Source organism: Candidatus Paceibacterota bacterium (assembly GCA_035452965.1).
Classification (GTDB): Bacteria; Verrucomicrobiota; Verrucomicrobiia; order Limisphaerales; family UBA8199; genus UBA8199.
Genome location: DAOTCE010000016.1, coordinates 40,471 through 66,574, shown reverse-complemented (window position 1 = coordinate 66,574; position 26,104 = coordinate 40,471). Strand labels below are relative to the sequence as shown.

At 62.5% G+C, this 26,104-nt stretch carries 19 protein-coding genes; 11 read left to right on the top strand and 8 right to left on the bottom strand.

The genetic code is table 11. From position 1 onward, the window contains the following. The first annotated feature begins 5 nt into the window (after positions 1–5). Entirely contained in the window at positions 6–1,406 is a 1,401-nt protein-coding gene (locus tag P5205_13305; protein ID HSA11339.1) for a neutral/alkaline non-lysosomal ceramidase N-terminal domain-containing protein, read from the top strand. A gap of 99 nt (positions 1,407–1,505) precedes the next feature. Here P5205_13305 and P5205_13300 read toward each other — a convergent pair whose 3' ends face one another. Continuing rightward, positions 1,506–2,930: a sulfatase-like hydrolase/transferase gene (locus P5205_13300; protein ID HSA11338.1), complete on the bottom strand. Its 1,425-nt coding sequence runs from the start codon at positions 2,928–2,930 to the stop codon at positions 1,506–1,508. A gap of 166 nt (positions 2,931–3,096) precedes the next feature. Between P5205_13300 and P5205_13295 the strand changes: the two genes are divergently transcribed. Together P5205_13295 and P5205_13290 are read left to right on the top strand one after the other, a co-directional pair. After that, positions 3,097–4,557 carry an ATP cone domain-containing protein gene (locus tag P5205_13295; protein HSA11337.1) on the top strand — a complete coding sequence of 487 codons (1,461 nt, stop codon included), beginning with the start codon at positions 3,097–3,099 and terminating at the stop codon, positions 4,555–4,557. Positions 4,558–4,569: 12 nt separating this feature from the next. Continuing rightward, complete coding sequence (locus P5205_13290) at positions 4,570–5,055, top strand: BON domain-containing protein (protein HSA11336.1); 486 nt, start codon at positions 4,570–4,572, stop codon at positions 5,053–5,055. A 254-nt stretch (positions 5,056–5,309) separates the two neighbouring features. On the opposite strand, the gene infC is transcribed toward P5205_13290, so the two are convergent. Together infC and P5205_13280 are read right to left on the bottom strand one after the other, a co-directional pair. Continuing rightward, positions 5,310–5,966 carry a translation initiation factor IF-3 gene (infC, locus tag P5205_13285; GenBank protein ID HSA11335.1) on the bottom strand — a complete coding sequence of 219 codons (657 nt, stop codon included), beginning with the start codon at positions 5,964–5,966 and terminating at the stop codon, positions 5,310–5,312. A 219-nt stretch (positions 5,967–6,185) separates the two neighbouring features. Then, entirely contained in the window at positions 6,186–7,463 is a 1,278-nt protein-coding gene (locus P5205_13280) for a PDZ domain-containing protein (protein ID HSA11334.1), read from the bottom strand. A gap of 141 nt (positions 7,464–7,604) precedes the next feature. Between P5205_13280 and cysS the strand changes: the two genes are divergently transcribed. From cysS to P5205_13260, 4 genes are all read left to right on the top strand, one after another. Continuing rightward, positions 7,605–9,020 carry a cysteine--tRNA ligase gene (gene cysS, locus P5205_13275; protein HSA11333.1) on the top strand — a complete coding sequence of 472 codons (1,416 nt, stop codon included), beginning with the start codon at positions 7,605–7,607 and terminating at the stop codon, positions 9,018–9,020. 1 nt (position 9,021) lies between these two features. Beyond that, positions 9,022–9,687 carry a dTMP kinase gene (tmk, locus tag P5205_13270; GenBank protein HSA11332.1) on the top strand — a complete coding sequence of 222 codons (666 nt, stop codon included), beginning with the start codon at positions 9,022–9,024 and terminating at the stop codon, positions 9,685–9,687. A gap of 167 nt (positions 9,688–9,854) precedes the next feature. Next, positions 9,855–10,187 (top strand): DUF4404 family protein, encoded by a 333-nt coding sequence (locus P5205_13265; GenBank protein HSA11331.1) that lies wholly within the window; start codon positions 9,855–9,857, stop codon positions 10,185–10,187. A 64-nt stretch (positions 10,188–10,251) separates the two neighbouring features. Further along, on the top strand, positions 10,252–11,556 hold the full coding sequence (locus P5205_13260; GenBank protein ID HSA11330.1) for a Gfo/Idh/MocA family oxidoreductase: 1,305 nt from the start codon (positions 10,252–10,254) through the stop codon (positions 11,554–11,556). Between the two features lie 23 nt (positions 11,557–11,579). On the opposite strand, the gene P5205_13255 is transcribed toward P5205_13260, so the two are convergent. Genes P5205_13255 through P5205_13240 form a run of 4 tightly spaced genes read right to left on the bottom strand, consistent with a single transcriptional unit; the run spans position 11,580 to position 15,143 of the window. After that, positions 11,580–12,233 carry a lysophospholipid acyltransferase family protein gene (locus P5205_13255; protein HSA11329.1) on the bottom strand — a complete coding sequence of 218 codons (654 nt, stop codon included), beginning with the start codon at positions 12,231–12,233 and terminating at the stop codon, positions 11,580–11,582. Between the two features lie 6 nt (positions 12,234–12,239). Further along, positions 12,240–12,956 (bottom strand): (d)CMP kinase, encoded by a 717-nt coding sequence (cmk, locus tag P5205_13250; GenBank protein HSA11328.1) that lies wholly within the window; start codon positions 12,954–12,956, stop codon positions 12,240–12,242. Continuing rightward, on the bottom strand, positions 12,946–14,232 hold the full coding sequence (locus P5205_13245; protein HSA11327.1) for a 3-phosphoshikimate 1-carboxyvinyltransferase: 1,287 nt from the start codon (positions 14,230–14,232) through the stop codon (positions 12,946–12,948). Before P5205_13245 ends, cmk begins: the two co-directional genes overlap by 11 nt. A 26-nt stretch (positions 14,233–14,258) precedes the next feature. Further along, on the bottom strand, positions 14,259–15,143 hold the full coding sequence (locus P5205_13240) for a prephenate dehydrogenase (GenBank protein HSA11326.1): 885 nt from the start codon (positions 15,141–15,143) through the stop codon (positions 14,259–14,261). 657 nt (positions 15,144–15,800) lie between these two features. Here P5205_13240 and P5205_13235 point away from each other — a divergent pair. The 4 genes from P5205_13235 (at position 15,801) to bamD (ending at position 24,242) form a co-directional block, all read left to right on the top strand. After that, the gene (locus P5205_13235; GenBank protein ID HSA11325.1) at positions 15,801–17,954 is read left to right on the top strand and encodes a hypothetical protein; all 2,154 of its coding nucleotides are present in this window, start codon (positions 15,801–15,803) and stop codon (positions 17,952–17,954) included. Positions 17,955–18,081: 127 nt separating this feature from the next. Then, positions 18,082–20,631, top strand: a complete 2,550-nt coding sequence (locus P5205_13230) for an NPCBM/NEW2 domain-containing protein (protein HSA11324.1) — start codon at positions 18,082–18,084, stop codon at positions 20,629–20,631. Between the two features lie 105 nt (positions 20,632–20,736). After that, complete coding sequence (locus P5205_13225) at positions 20,737–21,438, top strand: DUF933 domain-containing protein (GenBank protein ID HSA11323.1); 702 nt, start codon at positions 20,737–20,739, stop codon at positions 21,436–21,438. 101 nt (positions 21,439–21,539) lie between these two features. Next, positions 21,540–24,242: an outer membrane protein assembly factor BamD gene (gene bamD, locus P5205_13220; protein ID HSA11322.1), complete on the top strand. Its 2,703-nt coding sequence runs from the start codon at positions 21,540–21,542 to the stop codon at positions 24,240–24,242. 10 nt (positions 24,243–24,252) lie between these two features. Here bamD and P5205_13215 read toward each other — a convergent pair whose 3' ends face one another. Then, positions 24,253–26,100 (bottom strand): hypothetical protein, encoded by a 1,848-nt coding sequence (locus P5205_13215; GenBank protein ID HSA11321.1) that lies wholly within the window; start codon positions 26,098–26,100, stop codon positions 24,253–24,255. Positions 26,101–26,104: the final 4 nt, after the last annotated feature.

Here is a 26,104-nt window from a genome sequence, read left to right as displayed (position 1 = left end):
CACCAATGAAGACCGCTCGCCAGTTATCCCGGGGCGTGTGCGCTGGGTTGGTGCTGTGCGCCGGGTTGTATTTTGAGGCCCCTGGCCATGCGGCCGGGAATTCCTCTCCCGAGGTGGGTATCGCCGTGCGGGACATCACGCCGGAGCTGCCTATCCGGCTGGCCGGTTACGCCGGTCGGAAACGGCCGGCCGACAAGCTGGATCACGCTTTGGTAGCGCAGGCGCTGGCCCTGCGAAATCCGTCGGGTGAGCGGTTCGTGTTTCTCGCACTGGATAACTGCGAGGTCAGCCACGCTTTCATGCAGCCGGTGCTGCGGGAGCTGGCCGACCGATTCCAATTGGGCCGAGGCGAGGTGGCGGTTGTCTCCAGTCACACGCATTCCGCGCCGGTGTTGGACCAGACACTGACGGATATGGTCCAGCCGTCGTCAGAGGATCTTGAGCAGATCGCCAAGTACAGCCGGTTGCTGCGGGCCAAATTAGTGGAGGCAGTGGGCGCCGCTCTGGCGGATTGCCAGCCCGCAACGCTGGAGCACGGCTTGGGTCGCGCCGGCTTTGCAATGAACCGCCGCGTGTATCGGGGCGACAGTGTCGTATTCGGTGACAATCCCAACGGTCCGACGGACTGGGACGTGCCCGTGCTGCGGGTCAGAGGCACCAACGGGGCGGTCCGCGCGATCCTGTTTGGATATGCCTGCCACGGAACATCTGTCCGCAGCGGCGAGGACTGGTATGCGGTTTCCGGCGAGTACATGGCTTATGCCCGCCAACACCTCGAGGCGCATCAGCCGGGCGCTGCGGCTATGTTTCTAATGGGCATGGGTGCCGACTCTGACCCGGCGCCGCGCGGCCAGTTGCTCGACGCCAAACGGCACGGTCTGGAACTGGCCGGCGCCGTGATCGGGGTGTTGAATCGTCCGATGCGTCCGGTGCGGGGCGCGTTGAAGCTGGCCTACGAAGAAGTCGAACTGCCGCTGGCGGTGCAGCCCAGCCGGGAGAAGTTGGAACAGGACGCGGGGAGTGGGGACATCTATGTCAAACTTCGGGCAGAGGCATACCTCAAGCGGTTGAACGCTGGTCAGCCGTCGCCGGGGTCGGTCAAATTGCCGGTGGCGATCTTGCGCCTGGGTGATGATCTGACCTTTGTGCTGATGGGAGGTGAAGTGGTGGTGGATTACTCGCGCCAGCTGAAGCGGCTGCTGGCTGGCGATTATCCTTGGCCGGTCGGTTATGCTTACGAAGTGCCCTGCTATATTCCCACCGCGCGGCTGATAAAGGAAGGCGGTTATGAGACGGAATCGTCAATGATCTACTATGGCTTCTATGGGCCCTTCCGCGGTGAGGTTGAAAGGCTGCTGCTCGAGCGGTTGGAGGCGTTGGCGAACCGGGTGCGCACACGATCCTGAGGAGGATTCCCGGGTTTCGGCTGGTGGGTCCAATTTCATTCTTTTCGAGGGCCGCTCTCGTCCGCTCTATCCCGAGCTTTATTGCCGGCCGGGTGGAACCTACTGCTTGCCTCCCGGGTTGGTTGACATTCTATCTGGAGGAGACCACGTGGCCGGTTTGGGGTTGGCGAGAGTAAGCGGACAAGTGTCGCCGTACTGCTCCTGCGCTCTTGCAAGCAGGGCCAGCATTTCCTTGACCCGGTCCGCGTATTCGGGCGCGGCAGCGAGGTTCTTCAACTCATGCGGGTCGGTTTGCAGGTCAAAGAGCTGCGTCTGGTCCACTTGAGGGTAACGAATGAGCTTCCAGCGGTCGGTGCGCACGGCGCGCTGGACGTTCTTGTAAGCGGTGAACAGGTAATCGCGCTCCCGCATGCGCTTCCCTTTGAGCACGGGCACCAGGCTCTTGCCTTCGGCTGACGCCGGCACGGGCACGCCCGCCAGATCGCAGATGGTTGGGAACAGGTCGTAGAGATAGACCAAGGCGTCGCTCCGCCCCTGCTTGATGCCCGGGCCGGCAATCACCAGTGGCACGTGCATGCCGCCGTATTCGTAGAGGTTCTGCTTCCCCATCAGGCCATGCTCGCCCAACGAAAGCCCGTTGTCCCCGGCGAAGATGATGATCGTATTCGTCAGTTCACCGAGATCATCGAGGCAGGCGACGATGCGGCCCAGGTGGTAGTCCAGGCAGGTGATGCAGGCGTAGTAGTCCGCCAGGTGCCGGCGGATGATGTTTGGTGTGCGCGGCCAGGGAGCCAACTGCTCGTCGCGAACCGTCATCTCACCGTTGTCAAATGGATGCACGGGCAGGAAGCTCGCCGGCAGAGGCATGTCCGCAGGTTGGTACAAGTCCATGAATTCCCTCGGCGCGACCCGCGGGTCGTGGGGCACAGGCGGCGCCAGGTAGATGAAGAACGACTTGGTGCGCTTGCGGGTGCGGAGATACTCGATTACGCCGTCGGCATGGACTTGGCTGGAGCGGGCGCGATCTTCCGGCTTGGTGTCATTGCGGGTGATATCGAGGTCGTAGGAATCGAGGGCGGGGACACATTCATTGCTCCGTTTGCCGATGTGGAACGTGGCATAGCCGTGGGCGCGCAGGACGCGAGGCACGAGTGCCCAGTCACGGCCTTCAGTCTTGTCCTTCATTGCGGTTGCGAATTGGGCGTAGCCCTTGCGCAGGTTCGCCTTGGGGAGGTGGAACAGCGAGCGCCCGGTTTGGACCATGCACCGGCTTGGGCAGCACACGGCACCTTCCAGGGAGCCCATAACGTAGGCCCGTCGGAATGCGACGCCCCGCTCAACCAACTTGTCGAGTGTGGGCGTCTTGAGGCGCGGGTTGCCCATCGCACCCGCGCCATCCGCGCGGTGATCGTCCGATAAGATGAAAAGGATGTTGTGCCGGGGGTCTTGGGGGGCTGCCGAGGCAGACGCAGCCCACCCCACCAGAATCGTCGCGAGCACTGAAGCAGAGAATCGTCGTATCATAGCTTCCGGTTTGGAGCCTAACATTCCTCCGCGGTCATGCAATCCTGAGACCTGCTTCCGGTGCGCAGGGGGCGGGAGCCGATTGTCCTGGCGTGTTTCGTCCGGAGTGCCCGCCGGAGGATGAACTACGTTGTCAGCCGCCGGCCCTGGTGTATAGTCAGACCACATGGCAGTCCAAAACCGAATAGTCAAAGTACAGAAGCGGAATCGCGCACTCGTGAAGTTCGACGACATGCGCATCCGGCGGGCTATTTTCCACGCCGCAGAGTCCATAGGAGGGTTTAGCCAGGACCTTGTCCCCGGCGTCAACGAAGCCATTTTCCAGGCGCACGGCAGCAATGACAAGATCGCCGAGTTTCTGGCCGACGCAGTGGTTGTGTGCCTCAATTCCGATCCGCATCACCTGATCTCCAATTTCCCGCCGACTATCGAGACAATCCAGGACGAGGTGCTCCACGCGTTGCGGAGCTATGGCTTCCAGAACACGGCCGACGCCTACGAATGTTATCGCTGGGGCAGGCATTGGCTGCGGGAAGGCGCGATTACGACGGATAAGTTCATGGGCAACGGCTTTCCGCGAGTGCGCATGGATCAGACACTGGCCTGGAACCGAGCGCGTGGCTGCGATACCGTCGCCGGTCTCAACGAAATCGTCCGCAGCGGGAGAACCAAGGCGCTGGTGGACGAGTCGCTCGGACTGTATGAGCAGTCGCTTGACGAAGCGGCCCGGAAGGTCATGCAGCGCTGCAGCGGCGGGGATCCGCTTCGCATGATGTGGGTCAGCGGCCCGAGCTCCTCCGGGAAGACGACCACCACCGTCAAATTGACGGAGCGGCTCCAGAAGCAGGGCCTGCGCTTTCTGATGCTCAACCTTGATGACTATTTCTGGTCGCTCGTCGAGCATCCCACCGATTGGATCAACGACCGCAACTATGAGACGCCCGAAGCACTGGACATCCAGTTGCTCAACAGCCACCTCGCCGCACTGCTCGCGGGCGAGACCATTGAGAAGCCGATTTACAGTTTCAAGGAAGGCCGCCGCACTGCCACCAAACGCATCAAATTGGAGGCCGGGCAGATTCTCCTGCTGGATTGCTTGCATGGGCTTTACCCGCCCATTACGGAAGGCATTCCCGCCTCCTCGCAGTTCCGCCTCTACATCGAGACTCAGAATGTTCTCTACGAGGGCGATGGCAGCAGCGGGCGCCGCACGCATTTCACTGATGTCCGCCTGCTGCGCCGCATGCTGCGCGATGTTCAGCACCGCAATCACAGCCCGCTGCTCACGATCCTGCACTGGCATTATGTCCGCGCAGGCGAACTATTCAGCATCATCCCGTTGAGCGGATTGGCCGACCACGTTGTCAATGGCGGCTTCCCATTCGACCTGCCCGTTCTCAAGCCGTTTTTCTGCGGCCCGGACGGCTACCTGCCATGCCCTGAGGACTTTCAATCCTACAGTGGTTTTCTAGACGCCCGCATCCGCTATGAGCGGGTCAAGCATCTGCTGGATTCCGTGGAGGCGCTGGGCAGGGAACAGGCTGCGAATTACGACATAATCCCCGGTGATGCCGTCATCCGTGAGTTTATTGGCGGCAGCACGATCAAGATTCCCCACAACGAATAGACCGCGTTGAGTATGAGAACGTTCATGGTGTTGGTCCTGGGCATCGCCGTTGGCGGTGCGGGAGTCTGGTTTTACACTACGTATCGGAATGACCCGCGCTGGCAGTCGGCCGAGAAGAAGGTCGAGAGTGCCGCCACCGCTGCCCGCGACGCAGCCCAGGACAAGATCCGCTCTCTCCGGCTGCGGCCCGAGGACATCAAGGAGGAACTGGCTCGCACCGGTCAAGTTGTTCGCCGCGAAGCCAGCGCAGCCGGCAAGGCGATAGCCGATGCCACCGCCGACGCGCGCATTACTGCTGCCATCAAGGCCAAGCTGGTCGCGAGCCGTGATCTCTCGGCGCTCAATATTTCAGTCAACACCACCGGCGGAGTAGTCACCTTATCCGGCTTTGTGACCTCCTCCGATCATATCGGCGAGGCGATACTGTTGGCGATGGAGACTGACGGTGTGCGCGAGGTGGTCTCCACCCTTCAGGTGAAACCGAAAGCCGATTCCTAGTCGGGACCTCTCACCCCTGCGAAGTGGTGCTGCGGGCATCCTGCCCGCTTACAAGGTTAGAGTGACTCAAGCGGGCAGGATGCCCACGCGCTGGCCTGTCAGCATTTCGTGCGGAAGATGAAATATCCGGGCTAAGAGCTTGTTTGAGAATTCGCCCGGTCAGGGGACTGGGCCTACAGGCTTGCGCCTTTTCGCCGATTCCCTGTAGGCCGGGTGTCCACACCCGGCATTAGACTGGCATTTTTAAACAGGCTCTAAGCAGCCGAACCGGATGCTGGCGGCGCAACTGGCGGCATCGACGGTGCTCCCTGCGCTGCTGGTTCCGGCGGCTCGGATTGGCGGGGATTCCTGGCGCGTTTGTTGCGAGGCAATGGGCTGAGAACGACGTTTAGGTCGCGGTCGCCCAGCATCTTCGGCGGTGCATCCGCCTGGCCCCAGGGGCTGATCTTCTGGACGAAGCGGTTGACCACCTCAAACCCGAATTCCGTGTGCGCCTTCTGCCGCCCGCGAAAGCGCAGCTTGACCCGCACCTTCATATCCTCGCACAGGAAGCCGACCGCGTGGCCTACCTTTATTTCCAGGTCGTGTGGATCAATCGTCGGCGAAAGCTGAATCTCCTTCATCTTGCTCGCCGACTGGCGCCCCTGCGTGTCCTTATGCCGCTTGGCCTCTTCGTACATGAACTTGCCGTAATCCACGATCCGGCACACGGACGGCGTGGCGTTGGGGGCGATTTCCACCAAGTCCAGCCCCTTGCTCATGGCTAGCCGCAGGGCTTCGTTGAGGGACATGACCCCCACTTGCTGCTTGTTCTCGTCGAGCACGCGCACTTCACGGGCACGGATCTTGCCATTGCGACGATGCAGAGGCTCCCGGGAGTAACGCGAACGGAAGGGAAAAGGGCGGCTCAACTCAGCCTCCCCGGCTGGAATTCATTCATGCGGCTGTAATCTGCCAAGCTTGCTGCACTGCTGTGGTCATAAACTAATACTCCCACATTCTCGCATACGCCCGCTCGCTGGCAAGCATATTGTAACACCCCGCGCGGCCGCAGCGCGGATGCATGGGGGAGCAGCTCCCGTCCTCGCAAAGCCTGATAAGCGGCGGCCGAGCTCCTTTCCCACTGCAGCTCAGCGGTTGATGGCGTAGCTGTTCCTGACAAGGGCGATTGTCCGGGGAGTCGCAACTGGCGGAGCGTCAGCCGGCAGGACCTGAAGCCGGATCGTCGTGCCAGGCTTGCCGCGGATCATCTGCACCAGCTCCTGCAGGCCCAGCTTGCGAGAATCCACAAATGCTTGATCGCCCTGCGCCAGGGCGAGAATACGATCCCCCGGATGAAGCTGACCGCACAACTCGGCCGGCGAGCCGGGGAACAAGCGTTTGATGTCGGGATACCCGTTCTGCAGCTCGATGCCGATGCCCACCAGCGTTACCTCTGGTGCTGCGGCGCTGGCTGCGTCTCCGTTTCGAGCGCCGGGTCGCTGCCCGATCGAGGCTGGGCCCGCGAGCTGCCCTTTCCGCGCCGGGCTGGCGAACTCCGGCGGCACGGCTCCGGTCCATTCGGGCACCTCGTAGAACTCCCTAATCTCCAACTCCGGCGCCTTCGCCAGCAGCTCGCGCAGGATGTATCGGTGTTCCGCCCCCGTCAGGACCACCAGGCGCTTGCCTGCGAACTTGCAGGCAATCTCCCGTATGTGCCGGGCCATAATCTGGTTGCGCTCCTGCCACTCATGGCTCACGAAGAACAGCTCCTCGGCCAACGCCTGCTCCCCGGCAGCCATGACCAGCTTCGGCCCCATGCCGAAGAGAATGCCGTGCTTGGCAGCGATCACCATGTCGAAATTGGCCGAGTTGACCGCCTCTGGGCCGCCTTTGCGGTTGATGTTGTCTTGCTTTCCGATCGTCTCGAGCCTCAGCCGGTTCGCCAGGTGGACAATCGAGTCCGGTGCGCGGCCGGCCTGGGCGGTAAACCACCTGTCCAGGCCCCTGAAAGCAGCCTCCTGACGCGGAATATAGTGGGTCTTCAGGTAGTACTCCTGGCGCCCCTCACGGTCGTAAGCAATGACATTGACGCCCAAATCATCCGCCGCAATGTTTGCTATGGTGTTTTCAACACCGCCTCCCGGGTTGGTGGCCCGCCCGTCGCGCACCGTCGGCTGGCCAGCAATCTCCGGCGGAGTCTCTATCAAAATAGCGGCCGGTTTCACGGCCACAATCAGCTTTCGCAGCAGTTCCACGGAGTAGTTGGTGCTCGACCTGTGCCCGCCATGCAGCGTTCCGATGATGACTACCTGGGCTGGAACCGGGCCAGGAGCGGAGGTGTTGGTCTGCGCGTTGGAACCTGCGAGCGCGAGCGACGCCCACACCATTAAACCGACCGTAAAACGCGCCGGAGATGTAGTTTCCATTTTTGGCTCAGGGTATAGCTTCATCCGTCTTCTTGATTCTTAAGCGAATAGAGGCAGTGGTTACAACTCCAATCCCGTCTTCGCGGCGGACTTTATCCTTTCCTTTCCGCGCTTCGCCCCTAATCTCCCACGCATTCGTGTATGGGTTTAACGCTGTTCAACACCTTATCGCGTTCGGTGCAGGAGTTTGTTCCGCTGGATCCCGGTGGGAAAAGGGTCGGCCTGTACTGCTGCGGTCCGACGGTCTATGACTTCGCGCACATAGGCAATTGGCGGACTTTCATTTTCAGCGACCTGGTGCGGCGCTACCTCGACTTCAAAGGCTACGCCGTCCAGCACGCCATGAACATTACGGATGTGGACGACAAGATCATCAAGCGGGTCCGCGAGACGAAGACCACGCTGCGGGAGTTCACTGGCAAGTTTGAAGCGGCGTTCTTTGACGATCTTAAGACCCTGAATTGCCGGATGCCGCATCAGACGCCGCGCGCGACGGAGCACGTAACGGAGATCATCGCGTTGATCGAGAAGCTGGTGGCGCGCGGGCTGGCCTACCGGACCCCGGAGGGCTCGGTGTATTTCAGCATCGAGAAGTATCGCGGCAGCGGTTCACGGTACGGACAATTGGTGAACCTGAAGCTCGATGAGATGCGCGTGGGCGAGCGGGTCCGAAGCGACGAATATGAGAAAGACGCCGTCGCCGACTTTGCGCTCTGGAAAGCGCGCGTGCCGGAGGATGGCGACGTGTTCTGGGCCAGCCCGTGGGGCGAAGGCCGGCCCGGCTGGCACATCGAGTGCAGCGCGATGAGTATGAAACTGCTTGGGCCGAGCTTCGATCTGCACCTGGGGGGCGAAGACCTGATGTTTCCGCATCACGAGGATGAAATCGCCCAGAGCGAGGGTGCGGGACTTCAGCCGCCCGGGCGGTCGTTCGTCAAGTACTGGCTGCACGGGGCCCACCTTCTGGTCGAGGGAAAGAAGATGAGCAAGTCGCTGGGGAACTTCTTCACGCTCCGCGATCTGCTGGCGAAGGGCTTCACCGGGCGGGAAATCCGCTATCTGCTGCTGACGGCCCATTACCGCGAGACTTTCAACTTCACCCTGGAAGGCCTGCAAAGCGCGCGGGCGGCGCTGGCGCGCATTGATGATTGCCTGACGAAGCTGCGGGAGTTGGCGGGGAACGCAAAAGCAGTGGGCACCTCGCCTTTGCCGGGCAGGTTTGCTGATTTCCTGGACGATGATCTGAACATCTCCGGCGCCTGGGGGGCAATCTTCGAGTGGATCCGCGAGACGAATCGGGCGCTGGCGGACAATATGCTGGATGCCACCGCAGCCGCCGAAGGGCTGGCCGCGTGGGAAAAGGTGGATGCGGTGCTGGGTGTCGGGGCGCCGAAGGAAGTGGAAGTGCCAGCGGAAATCACCGCGCTGCTGGAAGCCCGGCAGGCAGCGCGCAAGGCCCGGGATTTCGGGCGCGCGGATTTGATTCGCGACGAGCTGAAAGCCAAAGGCTGGATCATCGAGGACACCCCCAAGGGCGCGCGGGCTAAACGCGTGTGACATGAAGGGCGTTTTCATTACTTTCGAAGGGACGGAAGGCAGCGGAAAGACGACCCAGATATCGCTGCTGGCGGAGCGCCTGCGGTCAATGGGCTATGGAGTTCGCACCTTGCGCGAACCCGGCGGCACACCCGTCGGGGAGGAGATTCGCCACACACTCAAGCACAGCCCGGCCAACCACGCCATGACCCCCGAGGCCGAACTACTTCTTATGAACGCCAGCCGTGCTCAACTGGTCCGCGAAGTGATCCGCCCCGCCCTTGTGTCCGGCCAGATTGTCCTGTGCGACCGCTTCTATGATTCTACCACCGCCTATCAGGGATACGGGCGCCAGCTGAACTTGCAGATGGTCAAGAGCATCATTGATGTGGCTGTGGGCGATACCCGGCCGGAGTTGACGCTGCTCTTTGTCGTTTCGCACGAAGTCAGCGCAGCCCGCCGGCGGGCTCGCCAGCCCACCTTGCCGTTGACCATCAAGCGCGACCGGTTCGAGGAGGCGGATCAGGCATTCTTCGATCGCGTGGCTCAGGGGTATCAGGCCATCGCCGCGGCCGAGCCGCAACGCGTGCGGCAATTCGACGCCGCCGGAGACGTCGCCACCACTCAGGCCGCCATTTGGAAGCTGGTGCAGCCACTCCTCAAGCGACTGGACCCGACAACGCGTTGAAGCGGCCGGCTTTGCCCCTCTGCACGGGGACGTTCAGCAACACTGCTGGATGCCGTGGCCCTCCTGCCCGGATCCACCTTCCTGTGGTGTGATATCTCGCCGCGTTTGTGTTGCTTGCCAGCCTTTCAGCAAACAGTATCTTTAGACCGGAAGCCGAAGCCATAACGATGATCGAGAACACCATAGGCAAGATTGAAGAGAGAATCCGGAGCGTCGAGGCCGTCAAGGAGGAGCGTCGGCAGGAGTTATTGGAATTGCTTGGCACACTCAAGTCGGAGGTTGCCGAGTTGTCCAAGACACACGAGGAGCAGGCCCAAAGCATTGCCAGGTTCACGGATGTTTCCGCCCACGAGGCCACTCGCGCGAAACAGAATCCGGAGTCGCTCAAACTCTCGCTCCAGGGGTTGGGCTCGGCGGTCAGGGAACTCGAAGAATCTCACCCCCGGCTCGTCCAAATCGTCAACTCCATTAGCGGCACGCTTTCGAATCTCGGCATCTGAAGCCTCTCACTTGGCAGTGCCGAGTTTGCTTGCCAGAATCCCCGCAAGACCATTTCATGGCGCCATGACTGACTCAATTAATCGCCGGAACTTTCTTAAGCAAACATCCGCGCTCGCTGCGGGATTGGGTGTCCTGGGCGGCGCCGCCTCGCTGCGGGGGGCCAGGAGCCCGAACGAGAAGGTCGTTGTCGCCATCATCGGCTGCAACGGCCGCGGCATGGCTCATATCTCGGGCTACCTGGCGCTGCCCAATGCCGAGATTGGCTACATCTGCGACGTGGACAGCCGCGCCGTCGAGAAAGGCATTGCTGCCGTCGCCAAGAAGCAGCAGCGGCGACCCCAGGGCGTCAAAGACTTCCGCACCATCCTGGAAAAGGCCGACCTTGACGCAGTATCCATCGCCATGCCCGAGCATTGGCACGCGCCGGCCACTATCCTTGCCTGCGCGGCGGGCAAGCATGTCTATATCGAGAAGCCCGGCAGCCACAACTTGCGCGAAAGCGAGCTTATGGTGGCCGCCGCGCGCAAGTATAAGCGCGTCGTGCAGATGGGCAACCAGCGGCGCAGTTGGCCCTGGGTAATCGAGTCTATCCAGGCGCTCCATGCGGGCGAGTTGGGGAAGGTCTCCTTCGCCCGCGGCTGGTACGCCAATCGCCGCACCTCGATTGGCCGTGGCAAGCCGGCGCCGGTTCCCGAATGGCTTGATTACGGCTTGTGGCAAGGGCCCGCGCCTGAGCGGCCTTTTCAGGACAACATCATCCATTACAACTGGCACTGGTTTTGGAACTGGGGCACGGGCGAAAGTGGCAACAACGGTGTCCACATGCTTGACCTGGCTCGCTGGGGCCTGCAAGTCGATCTCCCGAGTCGGATTACCTGCGGCGGAAACCGGTATTTCTACCAGGACGATTGGGAAACCCCGGATACGATGGGCGCCACGTTCGACTATGGGGACAAGGGCATTGCCTGGGACTGCCAGAGCTGCGCCCCGCGCGGATTTGAAGGCGCCAGCGTTGGCGTCAATTTCTACGGCGAAAAGGGTTGCCTGGCGATGGCTGGGAACAACACCACCATTTACGACCTGAACAACAAGGTGCTCCGCGAAATCAAGAGCAAGCGCGACGGCTTGTTTGACTTTGACTCCGTCCATTTCGCCAACTTCCTGGATGGCATCCGGGAAGGCAAAGAACTCAAGTCCGAGATCGAGGAGGGCCAGAAGAGCACGGTGCTTTGTCACCTGGCCAACATCGCCTGGCGCACCGGGCACACGATCAACTTTGACCCTAAGACGCGGCGGATTGTCGGCGATGAGGCGGCCACTGCTTTCGCCAGCCGCACCTACCGGCCGGGTTGGGAGCCGAAAGTCTGATCCGCTCGCTTGTTGAGTGACCCTTACGGGAAGCGGGCCTTGTCTGCGTGCGGTTCGAGTTTGGCGATCGCCGCCATGATCTCGTCGGCGACCTGTTGGTAAATCTCCTTAAGGCGCGGTTTCGAGCAGGTCTTTGCCTCGGCTCGCAGTTGTTCGAAGTCCAATGGCTGGCCATACTTCACTGCCACCCGGCGAGGGCGAGGGAAGAGCAGGTGCCGCCCATACGCGGCGTAGGTGCCGAAGACGCGCACTGGCACTACCGGCGCCGTGGACTTGATAACTGTTAGCCCAATGCCCGATCGGGCTGGTTGCAGCTTGCCATCTCGCGTCCGTGTGCCTTCGGGGAAGAGAATAATGGCTCCGCCAGCCAGCAACCGGTCCAGAATCGCCCTGAGCCCCGCCGCTCCGCCGCCATCCCGGTCCACGGGCACGACCTGCCATTGGCGGAGGACCCAGCCCATTATCGGGAACCGGAAGAGGTTCTCCCGGGCGAGGTAGTTGATGCCACGCCGCAAGCCGGCACCCACCAGGGGCGGATCGAGGTAACTGGCGTGGTTGGAGGCCAGGATCACCCCGCCTTCCAGCGGGACCCGCTCGGCGTTATACACCCGCCAGCGGAAGTAGAACTTGTAGAGCAGCCGATAGCCGCACCAACCGAGGAAATACCAAAAGTTCATGGCGGCTCATCTGCCTCGAGCCTTCTCCGCATCCGCCAGCCGCTTTCGGATATCCGCCAGGATTGTCCCGCTGGTTTGCTCCGAGGTCATTTGCGAGTTGTTGATGACCCTGGCCCCCAGCGCGATCATGAGGGGAGCCGCGGCGCGCTGACTGTCCCGCTGGTCGCGAGCCGCGAGATTTTCCTGGATGCCGTCGGCGGCCCGGCGGCGGGAGCGTTCTTCCAGCTTCGCATCCAGGTAATATTTGAAATCGGTTTCCGGGAATACATTGGTGCCGATGTCCCGACCTTCCATAACCAAATTGCCGAACTGGATGCACTCGCGTTGCTTCCTTTTCATCCAGTCGCGCACTTTGGGCACGGTGGCCACGTGTGACACCGCTCCGCTGACCTCGGCGGTCCGAATCTCCTGGGCGGGGTAATAGCCGTCCACCACCAAGTAGGCGTGGCCGTCGCTGCATTTGAGCGCCGTCTTCCAGCGGCGGCAGGCAGCCGCCACGGCCTTGGCGTTCTGCACGTCAATCCGCTGCTGCAGGCAATACCACGCCAGCGTCCGATACATGGCGCCGGTATCCACATGCACGAAGCCCAGCGCCTTGGCCACCAGCTTGGAGTTGGTGCTCTTGCCGCTGGCGCTCGTGCCGTCAATGGCGATTACGATCGGTGGCCTTCGATTGGGCTGCAACATCGGTTTCCTAACGGGTGTAGTGGATTCATTCAGCAAACAGTTCAGCTTCGCTGAGGATACGTCCGCCCTTTGCCTCTAGCAGCTTCGCTCCCAGTCCGCCGGGCGGGGGGGCGGCCAGCTTCTGGAGGAAATTCGGGAACGTCTTCTTCACGCACACGGAATTCTTGAGTTTTATTCCGGCAACTTTCAATCCCAGAATCGCAAAGCACATGGCCATGCGGTGATCGTGGTAGGTTTCAATCTCCGCGCCGTGAAGCCGGGAGGGATGAACTGTCAGCGTGTCTCCTTCTTCGATCACCGTTCCGCCGCACCTCGTCAACTCGGTGCGGAGAGCCGCGACGCGTTCGCACTCCTGGGCACGCAAGCGGCCAAGATCGGTGAACTGGACGGTCCGTTGCGAAAACGGCGCCAGGATCACCGCCGTCATTATGCTGTCGCCCAGGTCGGTGAGGCGCGAGATGCTGGCCGGCAGAGGCAGAAAGCGCCGGAATTTGGAGTCCACCTGCCAGTCTGTAACTGGCCCGGCATGGACATTTACCACCGACGCTAAGGCAGGCTCGCTGAGGGATAGAAGGGAGCCCGCGGCCAGGAAGTAACTGGCGCTCGATGCATCCGGTTCAATCTGAAACCGGCCTCCGCTTCGAGGAAATCCCGCAATCAAATTCCGCGTCATGGCGACGTAGGGTGACTCCTCGGCGTTCTCTTCCGACACCTCGACCTGCCACCTGCCAGCGTCCGAACAAAGCAGGAGCGCTGAGGCGAACTGTGAGCTTTCAGCAATGCTCACCTGGCTCCTTGCTGCATGCGGGCCGCGGCCGTGGACCAGTGCCGGGAGCTTGCCGTTGGCCGACTCGATCCGGTAGCCCAGCTCGCGCAACGCCTGGAACAGCGCGGCTTGGGGGCGCTCGTGCATGCGCGGCACGCCAGTCAGCCGATAGACGCCGTCACCCAGGCAAACCAGCGCCGTCAGAAACCGAGCCGCCGTGCCGGCATTGCCGACGAAGAGCTCCAATGGCTGCGTCGCGGTGCCGCCGCGGGGCACCTGGCCGCCTTTGCCGTAAACGGTGATGGTGCGATTGCACGGCTCATGCGGATCGTTCTCGACGTTCACCATGAACCCCAGTTCCTGCAGGCACTCGGTCATTACCTGCGTGTCCTCGCTCCACAGCGCGCCATGCAAGGTCGTTTCGCCCTCGCTCAACGCCGCCAGGATCAGTGCGCGGTTTGTAATGCTCTTTGACCCCGGCACCGTGATCTCGGCCTGCACCGGCTTGTCGAGCGGAACGATTTCAACGAGGTCGGGCAACGCCATAGTCTAGACCGGAAGTTGCACGGCTTTCACTCCGGCGAGCGCGAGCCGGCGTGTGCCGCCCACTCCTCGCGCTTTTGCCTGGCCTGTTCGAAGAACCTCGACACAGCCCGCCCATCCCCGGCCTTCAGTGCGCGCTTGAACTGCTGCAAGCCCGTGGTGAAGACCGCCAATGCCCGCAGCAGGTTCTTCCGGTTGGCCAGGGTGATGTCTCGCCACATTTCCGGGGAACTGACTGCAATACGCGTCGTATCCCGAAAGCCGTTGGCGCAGAGCGTTGCCTGTTCTTTCGGGCGGTTCGGGCTGAGAATCAGGTTCGCTAGCTGGGCGGCCACTACATGTGGCAGGTGGCTGGAGCGGCTCACCAGCTCATCGTGCGTCTCTGGCGTGAGCCGAAGTATGCGGCAGCCGACCGCCTTCCAGAACTGCTCCACCTTCTGCACTGCAGCCGAGCTCGACTTCCGTGTGGGGGTAACGACGCACACGGCGTTGGCAAGCAAATCTGCCCGCGCCGCCACGACGCCCATCTTTTCGGCACCGGCCATCGGGTGGCTGCCTACAAAGTGTGCCCCCGCTTTCGCCAGGAGCGCTTCCAGGTCCCGCGCGACGCTGGCCTTGACGCTCCCTACGTCGGTCACGATGGCCCCCGGCTTGAGCGCCGGCAGCATCTGTTCCGCCAGCGGCCGCATTTGGGCCAGGGGTGTGCACAGGACAACCAGTTCTGCTCCTCGCACCGCTTCGGCCAAATCTAAAGTAGCCCGATCCACCGCCCGGAGAGTTTCGCACTCGACCACACTGGCTGCGCGCCGGACAAACCCCACCACCGATGCCGCAAGCCGGCGTCGCCGCAGGGCCATCCCAAGCGAACCGCCCAGCAGGCCCACGCCGATCAATGTGATCTTCTTCCAGCGCACGCTCGGAGTCTCAGGTTTAGCCCTGCAGGATTCAAGCTGCGAGTTGGCAAAAGGGGTGGCGGTGAAGCGATACAAGGAAGCAAGGGCTTCCGGAGGCGCTGCCGGGGCTGGTGGATCGGCAGTGCTTGGCGGTGGGTTGCTGGATGAAGACACGAGAAGAGACGGGCAGGCGCAAGCGGATATACGAGATTTCACTTTGCAGGCAACCGGCTGCTTTGGCAGGGAATAGCTTTGGTAGCGCAAAGCCGCAATGAAATTGCCATGCTCGGCACAGCTGGGATGGTCGCCCCCCTGACTGCGTGATTCCCAAACCAGCTCCGGTGATGGGACGGCGCCAATCCAGTGGGACTACGGTGTGTATCCCATGGGGAGCGATCCCCATGGGATACACACAGGGGTATCACGGGTGTCACAGCGTTGTCACACTGGCATTTCTGGCCGGGAAGACTACGCTCGGGAACTATCACTGTCTCAAAAATGGACACAACGCCGGTTTTCAGTGGGGTGACTACCGGGTTCAGGGATACGGGACTGCATCAGTGGAGTGCGCTACTTGGCCAACGGCGGCCAAGCCCGAGGCTGGCTTGCCTCGGGCTGACTCTTCAATCATCCTTATCCAATGCAATTGGCCGATCATCGCCCAATCCTACACTCCAAATGAACCTACCCCCGTTTCTGCTCGCACTTTTGGGTGGTACGCTGCTTGTGGCGGTCACTCCTGCGTCAGCGGCAAGGCCCGGCACCGCGGCCTTGACGTTTTGCTGTACCGCACAGAACGACCTCTACGCCTCCTTGGGCAAGGCCCGCTATCCGCGCTTCGCGACGCCACTCGCCGCAGTAGAAGCGGCTCCGCCCGGCTCCGGCGTATTGCTGCTGGCGGATAATTACCCCGCGTCCCGGACAACACTCAGCCCGGCTGGCTTAGACTTGGCGCGGCAAAAGGACCTTCGCCTGTTCATTGAATACCCCGCCGCCGTTCCCGGCCTCGACATTGCGCCGCCCCGCTCCACCACTTGGGAGCGCATCGTCGTGTCCTCTGATGGATTGGCGCCCGCGCTTCCCCGCCTCCGCATACTTGCCGCGCACGACTGCCATTTCGTGCCGGTCAGCAACGCGCCGCCCGCCGTGCTGGTCGTGGCAAGGGTGGCGGGCTATGACACGGCCATTTACGGTATCCCGGACAAGGACGCCTTTCCGATTCTCTTTGAGGTGCCGGAGCGCAAGCTAATGGTTGCGACGACCAGGCTGAGCAGCTTTGTCACCGGACGCTATGCCCCCGCCGGTGATTGGCTGCTTGTGTGGGAGAAGATACTCGCCACCCTCGATCCGCAGCACGCCCACCCGTTGAAGGCGACGCCAGTCGTGGGACCCGCTTTCAGCGCCACCGCCAAGCTGCCCCGCCGTTTCCAGCGCCAGGCGTTTGAGCAGTCCGCCGCGTGGTTCGCCAGCTCGCACTTGCTGGTTCATCCGTCAGAGAAGTCGCGACTCTACGAGGCCCTGGCCGCCAATGCCGAAACGGCCGAGCCTGCCGGGCCCGACGCGCCCGAAGGCGATGGCTCGCTCGGCATTTTGGAAGGTTACGCCTCGGGAATCCTCTTCGACGGCAACCAGCTTCGCCGCCTCCCGCTGCGAGCCGACTGCAATCTCGAATCTGCTATGGTCTTCGCACTGGACAACCAGCTCAACCGTCGCAAATCCAGCGCCCTGATCGCCAGCAACCTACTCGACTTCGTCTATTTCACCTCCGGCATGTGCCGGGGCCCGCGCGACGACCCGAAGCACGGCGCTTTCGGCCTCATTGGGTGGGGCGACATTGCGCCCGCCTGGCTCGTGGCCAATTACGGCGATGACAACGCCCGCTCCATGCTGGCCACGGCCGTCGCCGCCGCCGCCATGAAGAGCACCCGCTGGGACGAGCGTCTCATGCGCGCTCTGCTGGCCAACCTGCGCACCACCGGCAAGCTCGGTTTCCGCACTGACCGCATCGACCTGCCGGCCCTGGAGAAGAACGGCTGGAGGCCCTATTACGAGGGCGAGCCCATCAGCTACGCGCCGCACTTCGAATCGTATCTCTGGGCGTGCTATCTATGGGCTTACCAGCACACCGGGTTCCGGCCGTTCCTGGATCGGTCGCGCACAGCCATCGCCATGACCATGAAAGCCTATCCCGACCAGTGGCGCTGGTCTGACAACCTCGAACGCGCCCACATGCTCCTTTGCCTCGCCTGGCTCGTCCGCGTGGAAGATACTCCCGAGCACCGCCAATGGCTGGACCGTGTCGCGGGCGATCTCCTCGCCTGCCAGCAACCTTCCGGGGCAATCCACGAACGCCTGGGTCGTGTCCATGGCGGCCACTACCAAACGCCCCAGCGCAACGAAGATTACGGCACCGGCGAGACCCCGTTGTTGCAGCAGAATGGCGACCCCGTCAGCGACCAGCTTTACACCAGCGGCTTCGCCCTGCTCGGCCTGCATGAGGCCGTCGGTGCGACTGGCGACCATAGGTTCAAGGACGCTGAAAACCGGCTGGCTGAGTATCTCTGCCGCATCCAGACTCGCTCGCGAAAGTTCCCCTACCTGAACGGCACCTGGTTTCGCGCTTTCGACGACCGTCGCTGGGAAGCCTGGGCGAGTTCGGCGGACGTCGGCTGGGGCGCCTGGTCCATCGAAAGCGGCTGGGCCCAGGCCTGGTCTGCCGCTTTGCTGGCCTTGCGCGAACAGCACACCACCGTCTGGGAGTTCACGGCCAAGACCCGTGTGCGCGACCACTTCGAGCGGCTCAAGGCTCAGATGCTGCCCGACTCTCCTTAGCTGCGACAGGGTGGGAGACCGCCGCTGCGGGGTGCAGGTGGTGCAAGGGCAGGAGAAGACCGAGGACAGCGCAGCCGCCGGTCGCACCGCGCTTGCTCTGCTCTCCGGGATCAGGTACTCTCGTCGCATGTTCAGGTGCGCGATTCCCACATACAGCGGCCGCGCGCTCGCGTCTTCGCTGTTGGTGCTCTTGCTTGCCGCGCAGGCCGTGTTGGGGCTCGGCGCCTCCGACATTCCGGCAGATGCGCCGGCGGATGCTCTCATGGCCAATCCCGTGGAAATCCAGGAAATGCAGGATTGGGTCAGCCAGGTCTTCACGGGGCGATTGCCGCCAGGGCGCGCGCCGGCAGTGCGCGTCACGGTTCGCCATCAGGACCACGGCAGTTTGCGGTTCGGCCAGTCGTGCATCGAGACGCCGATCCAGATTGGGAAGCGCAAGTTCAAGCACGGGCTGGGCACTCACGCCAACAGCGAGTTGCTTCTGCGCCTGCCGCCGGACGCGAAAGAGTTCAGGGCGTTCGTCGGGTTAGACAACAACCCTGACACCGAGGGAGTGCGCGGCTCGGTCCAGTTCAACGTTGAGTTAGACGGCCGGAGTGTTTTCCGGACACCCGTCCTTCGAGGCACCAATGCCCCGGTGCCGGTCAAGATCAATCTGCCCCCTGGAACACGGCAACTTGTCCTCAAGGTGGAAGCGACCGCTGATGGCTCGAGCCACGACCAGGCTGACTGGGCCGATGCCTGTGTCATCACGGGCGATGGGGTAGTCCATTGGGCGGATGCGGGCAGCCAGCCTTTCCTCCGCTCGACGCGGCCATTCTCGTTCCGTTATGGGAAGGCGGGCGCAACCACGGTCCTGAATAGCTGGCAGCGCACAATCGAAACGAAAGAAACCCCAAACCGAATTATTCACCAGCGAAGCTGGACCGATCCCAACACCAGCCTGCGCGTGAGCGCCACCGCCATGGTCTTCAAGCGCTACCCGGCTGTCGAGTGGATGCTGGAGTTCGAGAATCTGGGCACGGAGGACACGCCCTTGCTCGACCAGGTTCATGCCTTCGACACCCAACTGATTACCGGCTACCACCGCAAGCCGGTCAAATTGCACCGGTTGAACGGCGATGTCGGCGGCGAGCGTTCTTTCCTGCCGATCGAGACGGAGATTGAGCCCGGCCAGAGCGTTGTGCTGACGCCGGAAGGCGGACGTTCCTCCAGCGGCGCGTTTCCATTCTTTAATGTTCAGTACGGCGACGAAGGCCTGATCACTGCCATAGGCTGGTCGGGTCAATGGCGTGCCGTCCTGGACCGCGCGGCGGCCGGGCCAACCAACCTGCGTATTGGCTTGGAGAGGCTCTCCCTCGTGCTGCGTCCCGGTGAGAAGATTCGCACCCCGCGCATCCTCATCCTGGCATGGCAGGGCGACCGTTTGGAAGCGCACAATCGCTTCCGCCGCCTGATGTTGTTCGAGTATACCCCTAAGCTGAACGGACGGCCGCTGGCCATGCCGGTCGCGCTCCAATGCTTCGACCGGTACGCCAGTACGCGCCCTGATTGGGGGACGGAAGCTGGCCAGCTTCAAGCCGCTCGGGCCGCTTACAACGTCGGCTGCGACATGCACTGGCTCGATGCTGCGTGGTTCGAGGGCGGCTTCCCCAACGGCGTAGGCAACTGGTTCTACCCGTCCCAGCGGTTCCCCAATGGCCTGAAGCCCGTGAGTGAAGCCTGCCACCAGTTGGGCCTCAAATTCATGGTCTGGTTTGAGCCTGAGCGCGTCGCGCCCAGGAGCCAAATCGCCCGCGACCACCCTGAATTCGTGTTTGGCGGCGACAAGGGCGGTCTGTTCAAGCTCGGTGATCCCGCCGCCCGCCGCTGGCTTGCGGACTTGCTGTCACGGCGCATCACTGAGTTCGGCATGGACGCTTACCGCAATGATTTCAACATTGACCCGCTCAGCTTCTGGCGCCAGGCCGACGCCACCAACCGCCTGGGCCTGACGGAAATCCGTTACGTGGAAGGCCTGTACGCGCTTTGGGACGAGTTGCTGGCCAAGCACCCCGGGCTGTTTATTGACAATTGCGCCAGCGGCGGGCGGAGGATTGACCTCGAAACCTGCCGCCGCTCTGTGCCGCTCTGGCACAGCGACACCGGCTGTTCCCCCGGCCACGCCGACTGGAACCAAACCCATGTTTACGGCCTGAGCCTTTACGTGCCCTTGTTTGGCGCGTGCGCCTGGACCACCGACGCTTACGACCTGCGCAGCTCGGCGACCGCCGGGGTCATCTGCCAGTTCCCCGTCCTGGACGAGACGTTCTCCATCAAGGCCGCCCGCACCGCGCTCGCCGAGGTCAAACTGAATCAGGAATTCTGGTATGGCGATTTCTACCCGCTCACTCCATGCGCGCTCGGTCCGACCGCGCTGCTTGCCTGGCAACTTCATCGCAGCGACCTTAACGCGGGTATTGTGCAAGCCTTCCGCCGCGATGAGTGCCCTTACCCCGTGCTCCAGACCGGCCTGAGGGGCGTGAATCCAGAGGTATCCTATCACCTCGATATCTTTGAGGAAGGCCGCGCGAACCAGACGCGCACGCTCACCGGCCGGCAGCTCATGAACAATGTCGAGCTGCGCATGATGAAACGCGGCACCAGCTTGCTCGTGCGCTACAGGCCGCAGTCGTAGCCGCAGGCAGGATGCCCCCCGCTGGTTGAAGCCCGAAAACCTGTTTGCGAATTGGGCGGACTTCTTTAAGCTCCGGCCTCTTATGACGCCCGATCAAAGGTTCTTATGAAGATCGCCCTGTTTGGCATTGCGGAGATCAAGCTCGGCAAGCATAACCTCAAAGACCCCCGGCTCGACGAGGCCCACACGCTGGTCGAAGCCGACAAGAAGACACACGCGCAGGCCGACGTGATCGGCGACGACCAATTGCTGGATGCCGACGCCATCCTCACCAGCGGCGACGCAAAGGCGGATCTGATCCTAAAGGACCTCGAATTTGTGGAGACACGCCTGGGCCGTGACCCTCATCCGGCGGAGCGGGCGGCGCTGGAGCGGATTAAAGGGTTGCTCGAAAGCGAGCGGTTCCTGTTTAACGCGGGCGTGAGCGCGGAGGACCTGCAGGCGGTGGCGGCGCACAGTTTCTACACCACCAAGCCGATTACTGTTGCGGCGGCCGGGGACTTGCAGAACCCCGAAGCGCTGCTGCTGCGCGCGTTTGCGGAAGCGGGCTATATCTCGTTCCTGACGGTCGGCGGCAAGGAGAATCGCGCGTGGCCGATCCGGAAGGGGACGACCGCCTGGGAAGCGGCGGGCACAATTCACTCGGACATCCAGAAAGGGTTCATCCGCGCGGAGGTCATCAGCTTCGCGGACTTCTCCGCCGCAGGCGGGGAGACGCAGGCCAAACGCGCGGGCAAGCAGCGCTTGGAGCTGAAGACGTATGTCGTGCAGGACTACGACGTGGTGAATTTCCGGTTCAACAAGTGAGATGTCGCGACGGGGCCTCACCTGGCGCGCAGTGCCGCTGGATATCGCGGCCCATTTACCACTTTCCGTCGCTGTGCGGTCTGGTTTAGAGTTGGGATGCTATGGCCGTCCTGTGCCGGTGGATTCTGCTTCTGATTGTGCTGCTTGCCGCGGAGCCGCGGCTTCTGGCGGCGACCCCGGCGGACCGCGCTTTCGACGCGGCGGTAAAGGCTTTCCACGACACGTTTTATGATCGGGCGGAGGCGGAGCTGGCCGATTTCCGCCAGAAGCATCCGGCCTCGCCGCGCCTGGCGGAAGCGATCTTGCTCCAGGCGCAGGCCCGGCTCCAATTGTCGAATTACGCCGGTGCGATCGAGCTGCTTTCGGCGCACCAGAATGCCGCCGGAACGAATGCCGACCAGTATCTCTTCTGGATCGCCGAGGCCCGCGCCCGCAATGGAGAATGGCGCACAGCCGGGGTTGACTTTGCGAAGGTAGTCAAGGAGTACCCGAACTCGGCCCGGCGTCTGGAAGCCGTCATCGGCGAGGCGTCGGCGCGAGCGGCGCTGGCTCGCATGGAGCCCGCGGAATGGCCGAAGGTGATCGAGCTGTTGCAGGCGACGAACGGGACCTTCCAGGCCGCGGTGCGCGCCCAGGCGGACGCCGAGCAGTTAGCGCAGGGCTGGTTGTTGCTGGCCGAAGCGCAGTTGGCGACCAAGGCTTACCGCTCCGCCGAGGCAATTATACAACCGCTGGCCAAGCGATTGCTCAAGCCGTTACTGGCCTGGCAGTGGCAATACCTGCTTTGCCGCATCCAACAGGCGGACGGGCGGCCCGAGGCGGCGCTGCAAGGCACGACGAATCTCCTGGCGATGGCTGCCGACACGGGGCAAAGCAACCTGCAAGCCGAGAGCGCCGCATTTCAGGGCGGCCTGTTTGAAGGCTTGGGCCGGACCAACGAAGCCATTGTCGCCTACCAGCGGAACCTCGCCCAGGGCGTCCCGGCCGAGCGCCAGCGTCAGGCATTGCTGAAGATCACCAGGCTTTACCTGGCGCACGACAACATCCCGGGAGCGACAGAGATGCTGGAGAAATTCCTGGCGCAGTATCCCGAGGCGGCCTCGGCTGACCTGGCATTGCTCACGCTGGGTGAACTGCGATTGCGCCTGCACGATGCCGGCGGGGACAGCCACTTAAACGCCGGCGCCACGACGAATGCGCCGGGTTCAACCAACGGCCTCCAACTGGCCCTGGCCTCGTTCCGCACGCTGGTGAAGAAGTTTCCGAAGAGCCCGCTCTGGGGCAAGGCGCAACTGGACTTGGGATGGTGTTATTGGCAGGAGGGCAAGCTGCCGGAAGCCCAGGCCGCCTTCCAGGCTGCGGTCGAGTGCCTGCCGTTTTCGAATGACCTGGCGGCCGCCTACTACCGGCTGGCGGACACCCAGTTCCGGCAGGCCGATTACGCGGGTGCGATCAAGAACTACCAGGCCATCATCGAGAAGTTTGCCGCGCTGCCCGAGGCCAGGACGAACTTCTTTGAGCGCGCCCTCTGCCAAACGGTACGCGCTGGATTGGCGGCGAACGACCTGGCTACCGCCACCAACGCGCTCCAGAGAGTTCGGGTCTGGTACCCGGACAGCCCGGATACCGCCCGCGCTGTGCTGCTGGCGGGGCAGGAAGTCAGCCGCCAGGGCGGCCCGGCGGTAGCGCGCCGGATGCTGCTGGAGTTCGCCCAGAGTGCGCCGCACACGCCGCTGCTGGCGGAGGTGCAATTGGCATTGGCGGCTACCTACGAGCAGGAGAAGAAATGGGCGGAGGCCATCGCGCAATACGACGGCTGGCTGGCCGGGTTCACAAACCACGCGGCCCGGCCGCGCGCGGAGTATTACCGCGCTTGGGCCAACTTCCAAGCTGGGCGCGAGACAAATGCCTTGGCGTGCTTCACCAATCTCGTTGCTCAGTTCCCGACCAGCGAGTTCGCCCCGCTGGCGCAATGGTGGGTGGCGGACTACTATTTTCGCGCCGGCCCCCCGGCGGAGGCGGAGATGAATTATAAGCTGCTGTTTCAGAACACGAATTGGCCGCCGTCCGAGCTGACCTATGAGGCGCAACTGATGGCCGGGCGCGCCGCTGTGGCCCGGCAGGGCTGGGGTGATGCGAGGTACTACTTCACAAATCTTTACAACAACCTCAACGGCCCGAGTCTGGACCTGCGGCTGCAGGCCTTGTTCGAGCATGGCCAGGCCTTGATGCGCGTGGTGGACCCGTCGGAAACCAACAAGCTCGCGAATTGCGAAGAGGCCACGCGCGCTTTCGGCCGCATTTGCGATGACTACCCGACCAACCGGCTAGCGGTTCGTGCCTGGGCCGAACGGGCCAACTGCTACATGCAATGGGCGCTGGCGCGACAGCAATACGACTCCCTCACCAATGCGCTCAACGCATTCCAGCGGGTAATTGATTCGCCCCAAGCCGACGTGCCTGCCCGCAGCCAGGCCAAGGTTGGGCAGGCCATTGTGCTGGGGAAGTGGGCTGAGCAAAAGGGCGGTGAAGCGCGCGTCATGTTGCTCAAGCAGGCCCTCAGCAATTGCGTGGATGTGGTTTACGGCAACATTCTGAAAGACGAGGAAGTGCCCGACCAGTTCTGGACGAGGGAAGCCGGCATTGAGGCGTTTAACCTGGCCGAAGCCATGCAGGCCTGGTCGCAAGCCGCGGGCATTTATCGCCGGCTGACGAACACGGTGTGGCCGCAGTTGCCCGCTTCGCTGGAGAAGCGGGCGTTCAAGGCGCTCGAGCACTTGGAGCGCGAGAAGGCAAGTCTCTGAGACTGTCGTTCTATTTGCCTGCGTAGCGCCAGACCCAGTCGTTTTTGTCCAGGACCGGGTTGCCGTTCTTCGTTTGTTCCACGACGCCGCCATCGTCGGATTCATTCCAACCGACCGAGTAGAGGACGAACTGGCCGTCGTCGGTGCGGCGGTATTTCAGCGGCCCGCCGTTAATAATGTCGTGGGGGAGCGTCTCAATCAACCTCGGCACGAGGCCGTCGAGGGCTTCAGGAAACGAACCATTTGCCAGGCGGCTGCGCTCCAGCGCGCAGGCGACGCGGGCCAGGTCGCTGGAAATTTGGCCGCGCGCGAATCGTTGCGCGCAGCCTGCAACGGCAGGCAGGAATAGTCGCGAGACCGCGTCGTAAGGCCGCGGACGCTGCGCCTCCAGCGCGGCCTGCGCCTTTTGGACCGGGCCGGGCGGGACGATGCGTCGCTCCCGATCCACCGCCGGCAGCAGGTAGGTTTCAAATTGGCGGCAGACGGAGACTTTGTTTTGATTAAACCAACCAGCCGGGATCAGCCGGAACACTGCCTGGCCGAGAGACCGCTCCCATTCCGATGGCCCTGACGTGTTGTAGTTGCTGATCCCCATTTCATCCAGCCCCTGAATTCCCACTCGGTGGATGTAATCTGCCGCCCAGATGCCGCACGCCCGCTCGCCGCGCATTGCAAACTGGTAATCGGCTAGAAGGTCCAGGCTGGCCAGTTCGTTCTCGATGGCACTCAGGTCGGCTGCTGTCCACTGCCGGTCAGCCAGGCCTTCCCACACTGGCTGCAACGCGAATTGTAGCATTGCCATGCGAACGAGCTGTGCAATCAAGTTTGGTTCGGCCCGGATCACCGCCATTAGCCGAAACGCCAGCCTAAGGTCCTCCAATGCCGTTTGCCGGTCGCCGGCTTTCAATGCGGCGGTTGCATGGAGAGACAGGTATTGGACGGTGCCCCTCAGCCGTGCCAGGTGGGGAAGCAGCATACCGAAGCCGGCCTCGTAGTTGACCCAGAAGCGGGCCTGCGGCCGGGCGGCGGACGCGATCAGGAGCTGGCGGTTTGTCTCAAACCGGCTCAAGGCCAGCAGGACATCCGCTGCGGGAGTCTGCGGCTCTTTGGCACTGGGAAAGTAATTGGTTGGAGGCCCACTAACCGGAGCCGGTTCCGGCAACACACCGTCCGGCAACAAGCCGTATCGCCTGCGGAAAGCCTCATCACGTGATAACATGGCCGCTTCGTCCACTTTGTTGCTGTTGCCGCGGTAATATCCCTGCCACGCCACCAGATTCACGCGCTGGGACACCGCCCAGTTGCCGAGATCGGGATGCCGGTTGCTACCCGGGCCGTAAATGTCAAAAAAGGCTCGGTCGCGGCGATTAGTGTTGCTCCAGACGACCCTACCGTTTGTCTGCACGAAGCGCAGGTCACTCCAGAGCGGTGTTTCAAAGAAGTTTTGACTGTCCGGCACCGGAGGCGGCGTAAAGCTGGCCAAGTCAAATCGCTCGCCTTTGGCCTCACGTGCCTGCTTGAAACTCCGCCAGGCCTGGCGTCCGCGCCAGTTCTCCACCGCATATAACAGGACGACCAGCGTGATGAGGCTGCTCAGAACCAAGAGCTTTCGTGCCAACAGCCACGCGCAGAACCGACGGAAGGGGGGAATCCAGGCCAAAATGAAGGCCGGAACGCTGACCACGAAGCAGACGATGCAACCCAGGGCGACGAAGGCCAACAAGAGAAAGGGACCCGCTAGCGCTGCGCCGACCGCGACCGCGACGAATCCGGCGATGCTCAGCATTGCCAGCCAAAAGAAGAAGTGGCGAGGTTCGGTCCAGGTGGTGTGGAAGAAGTCTCTGAGTTTGTCGTTCATAGTG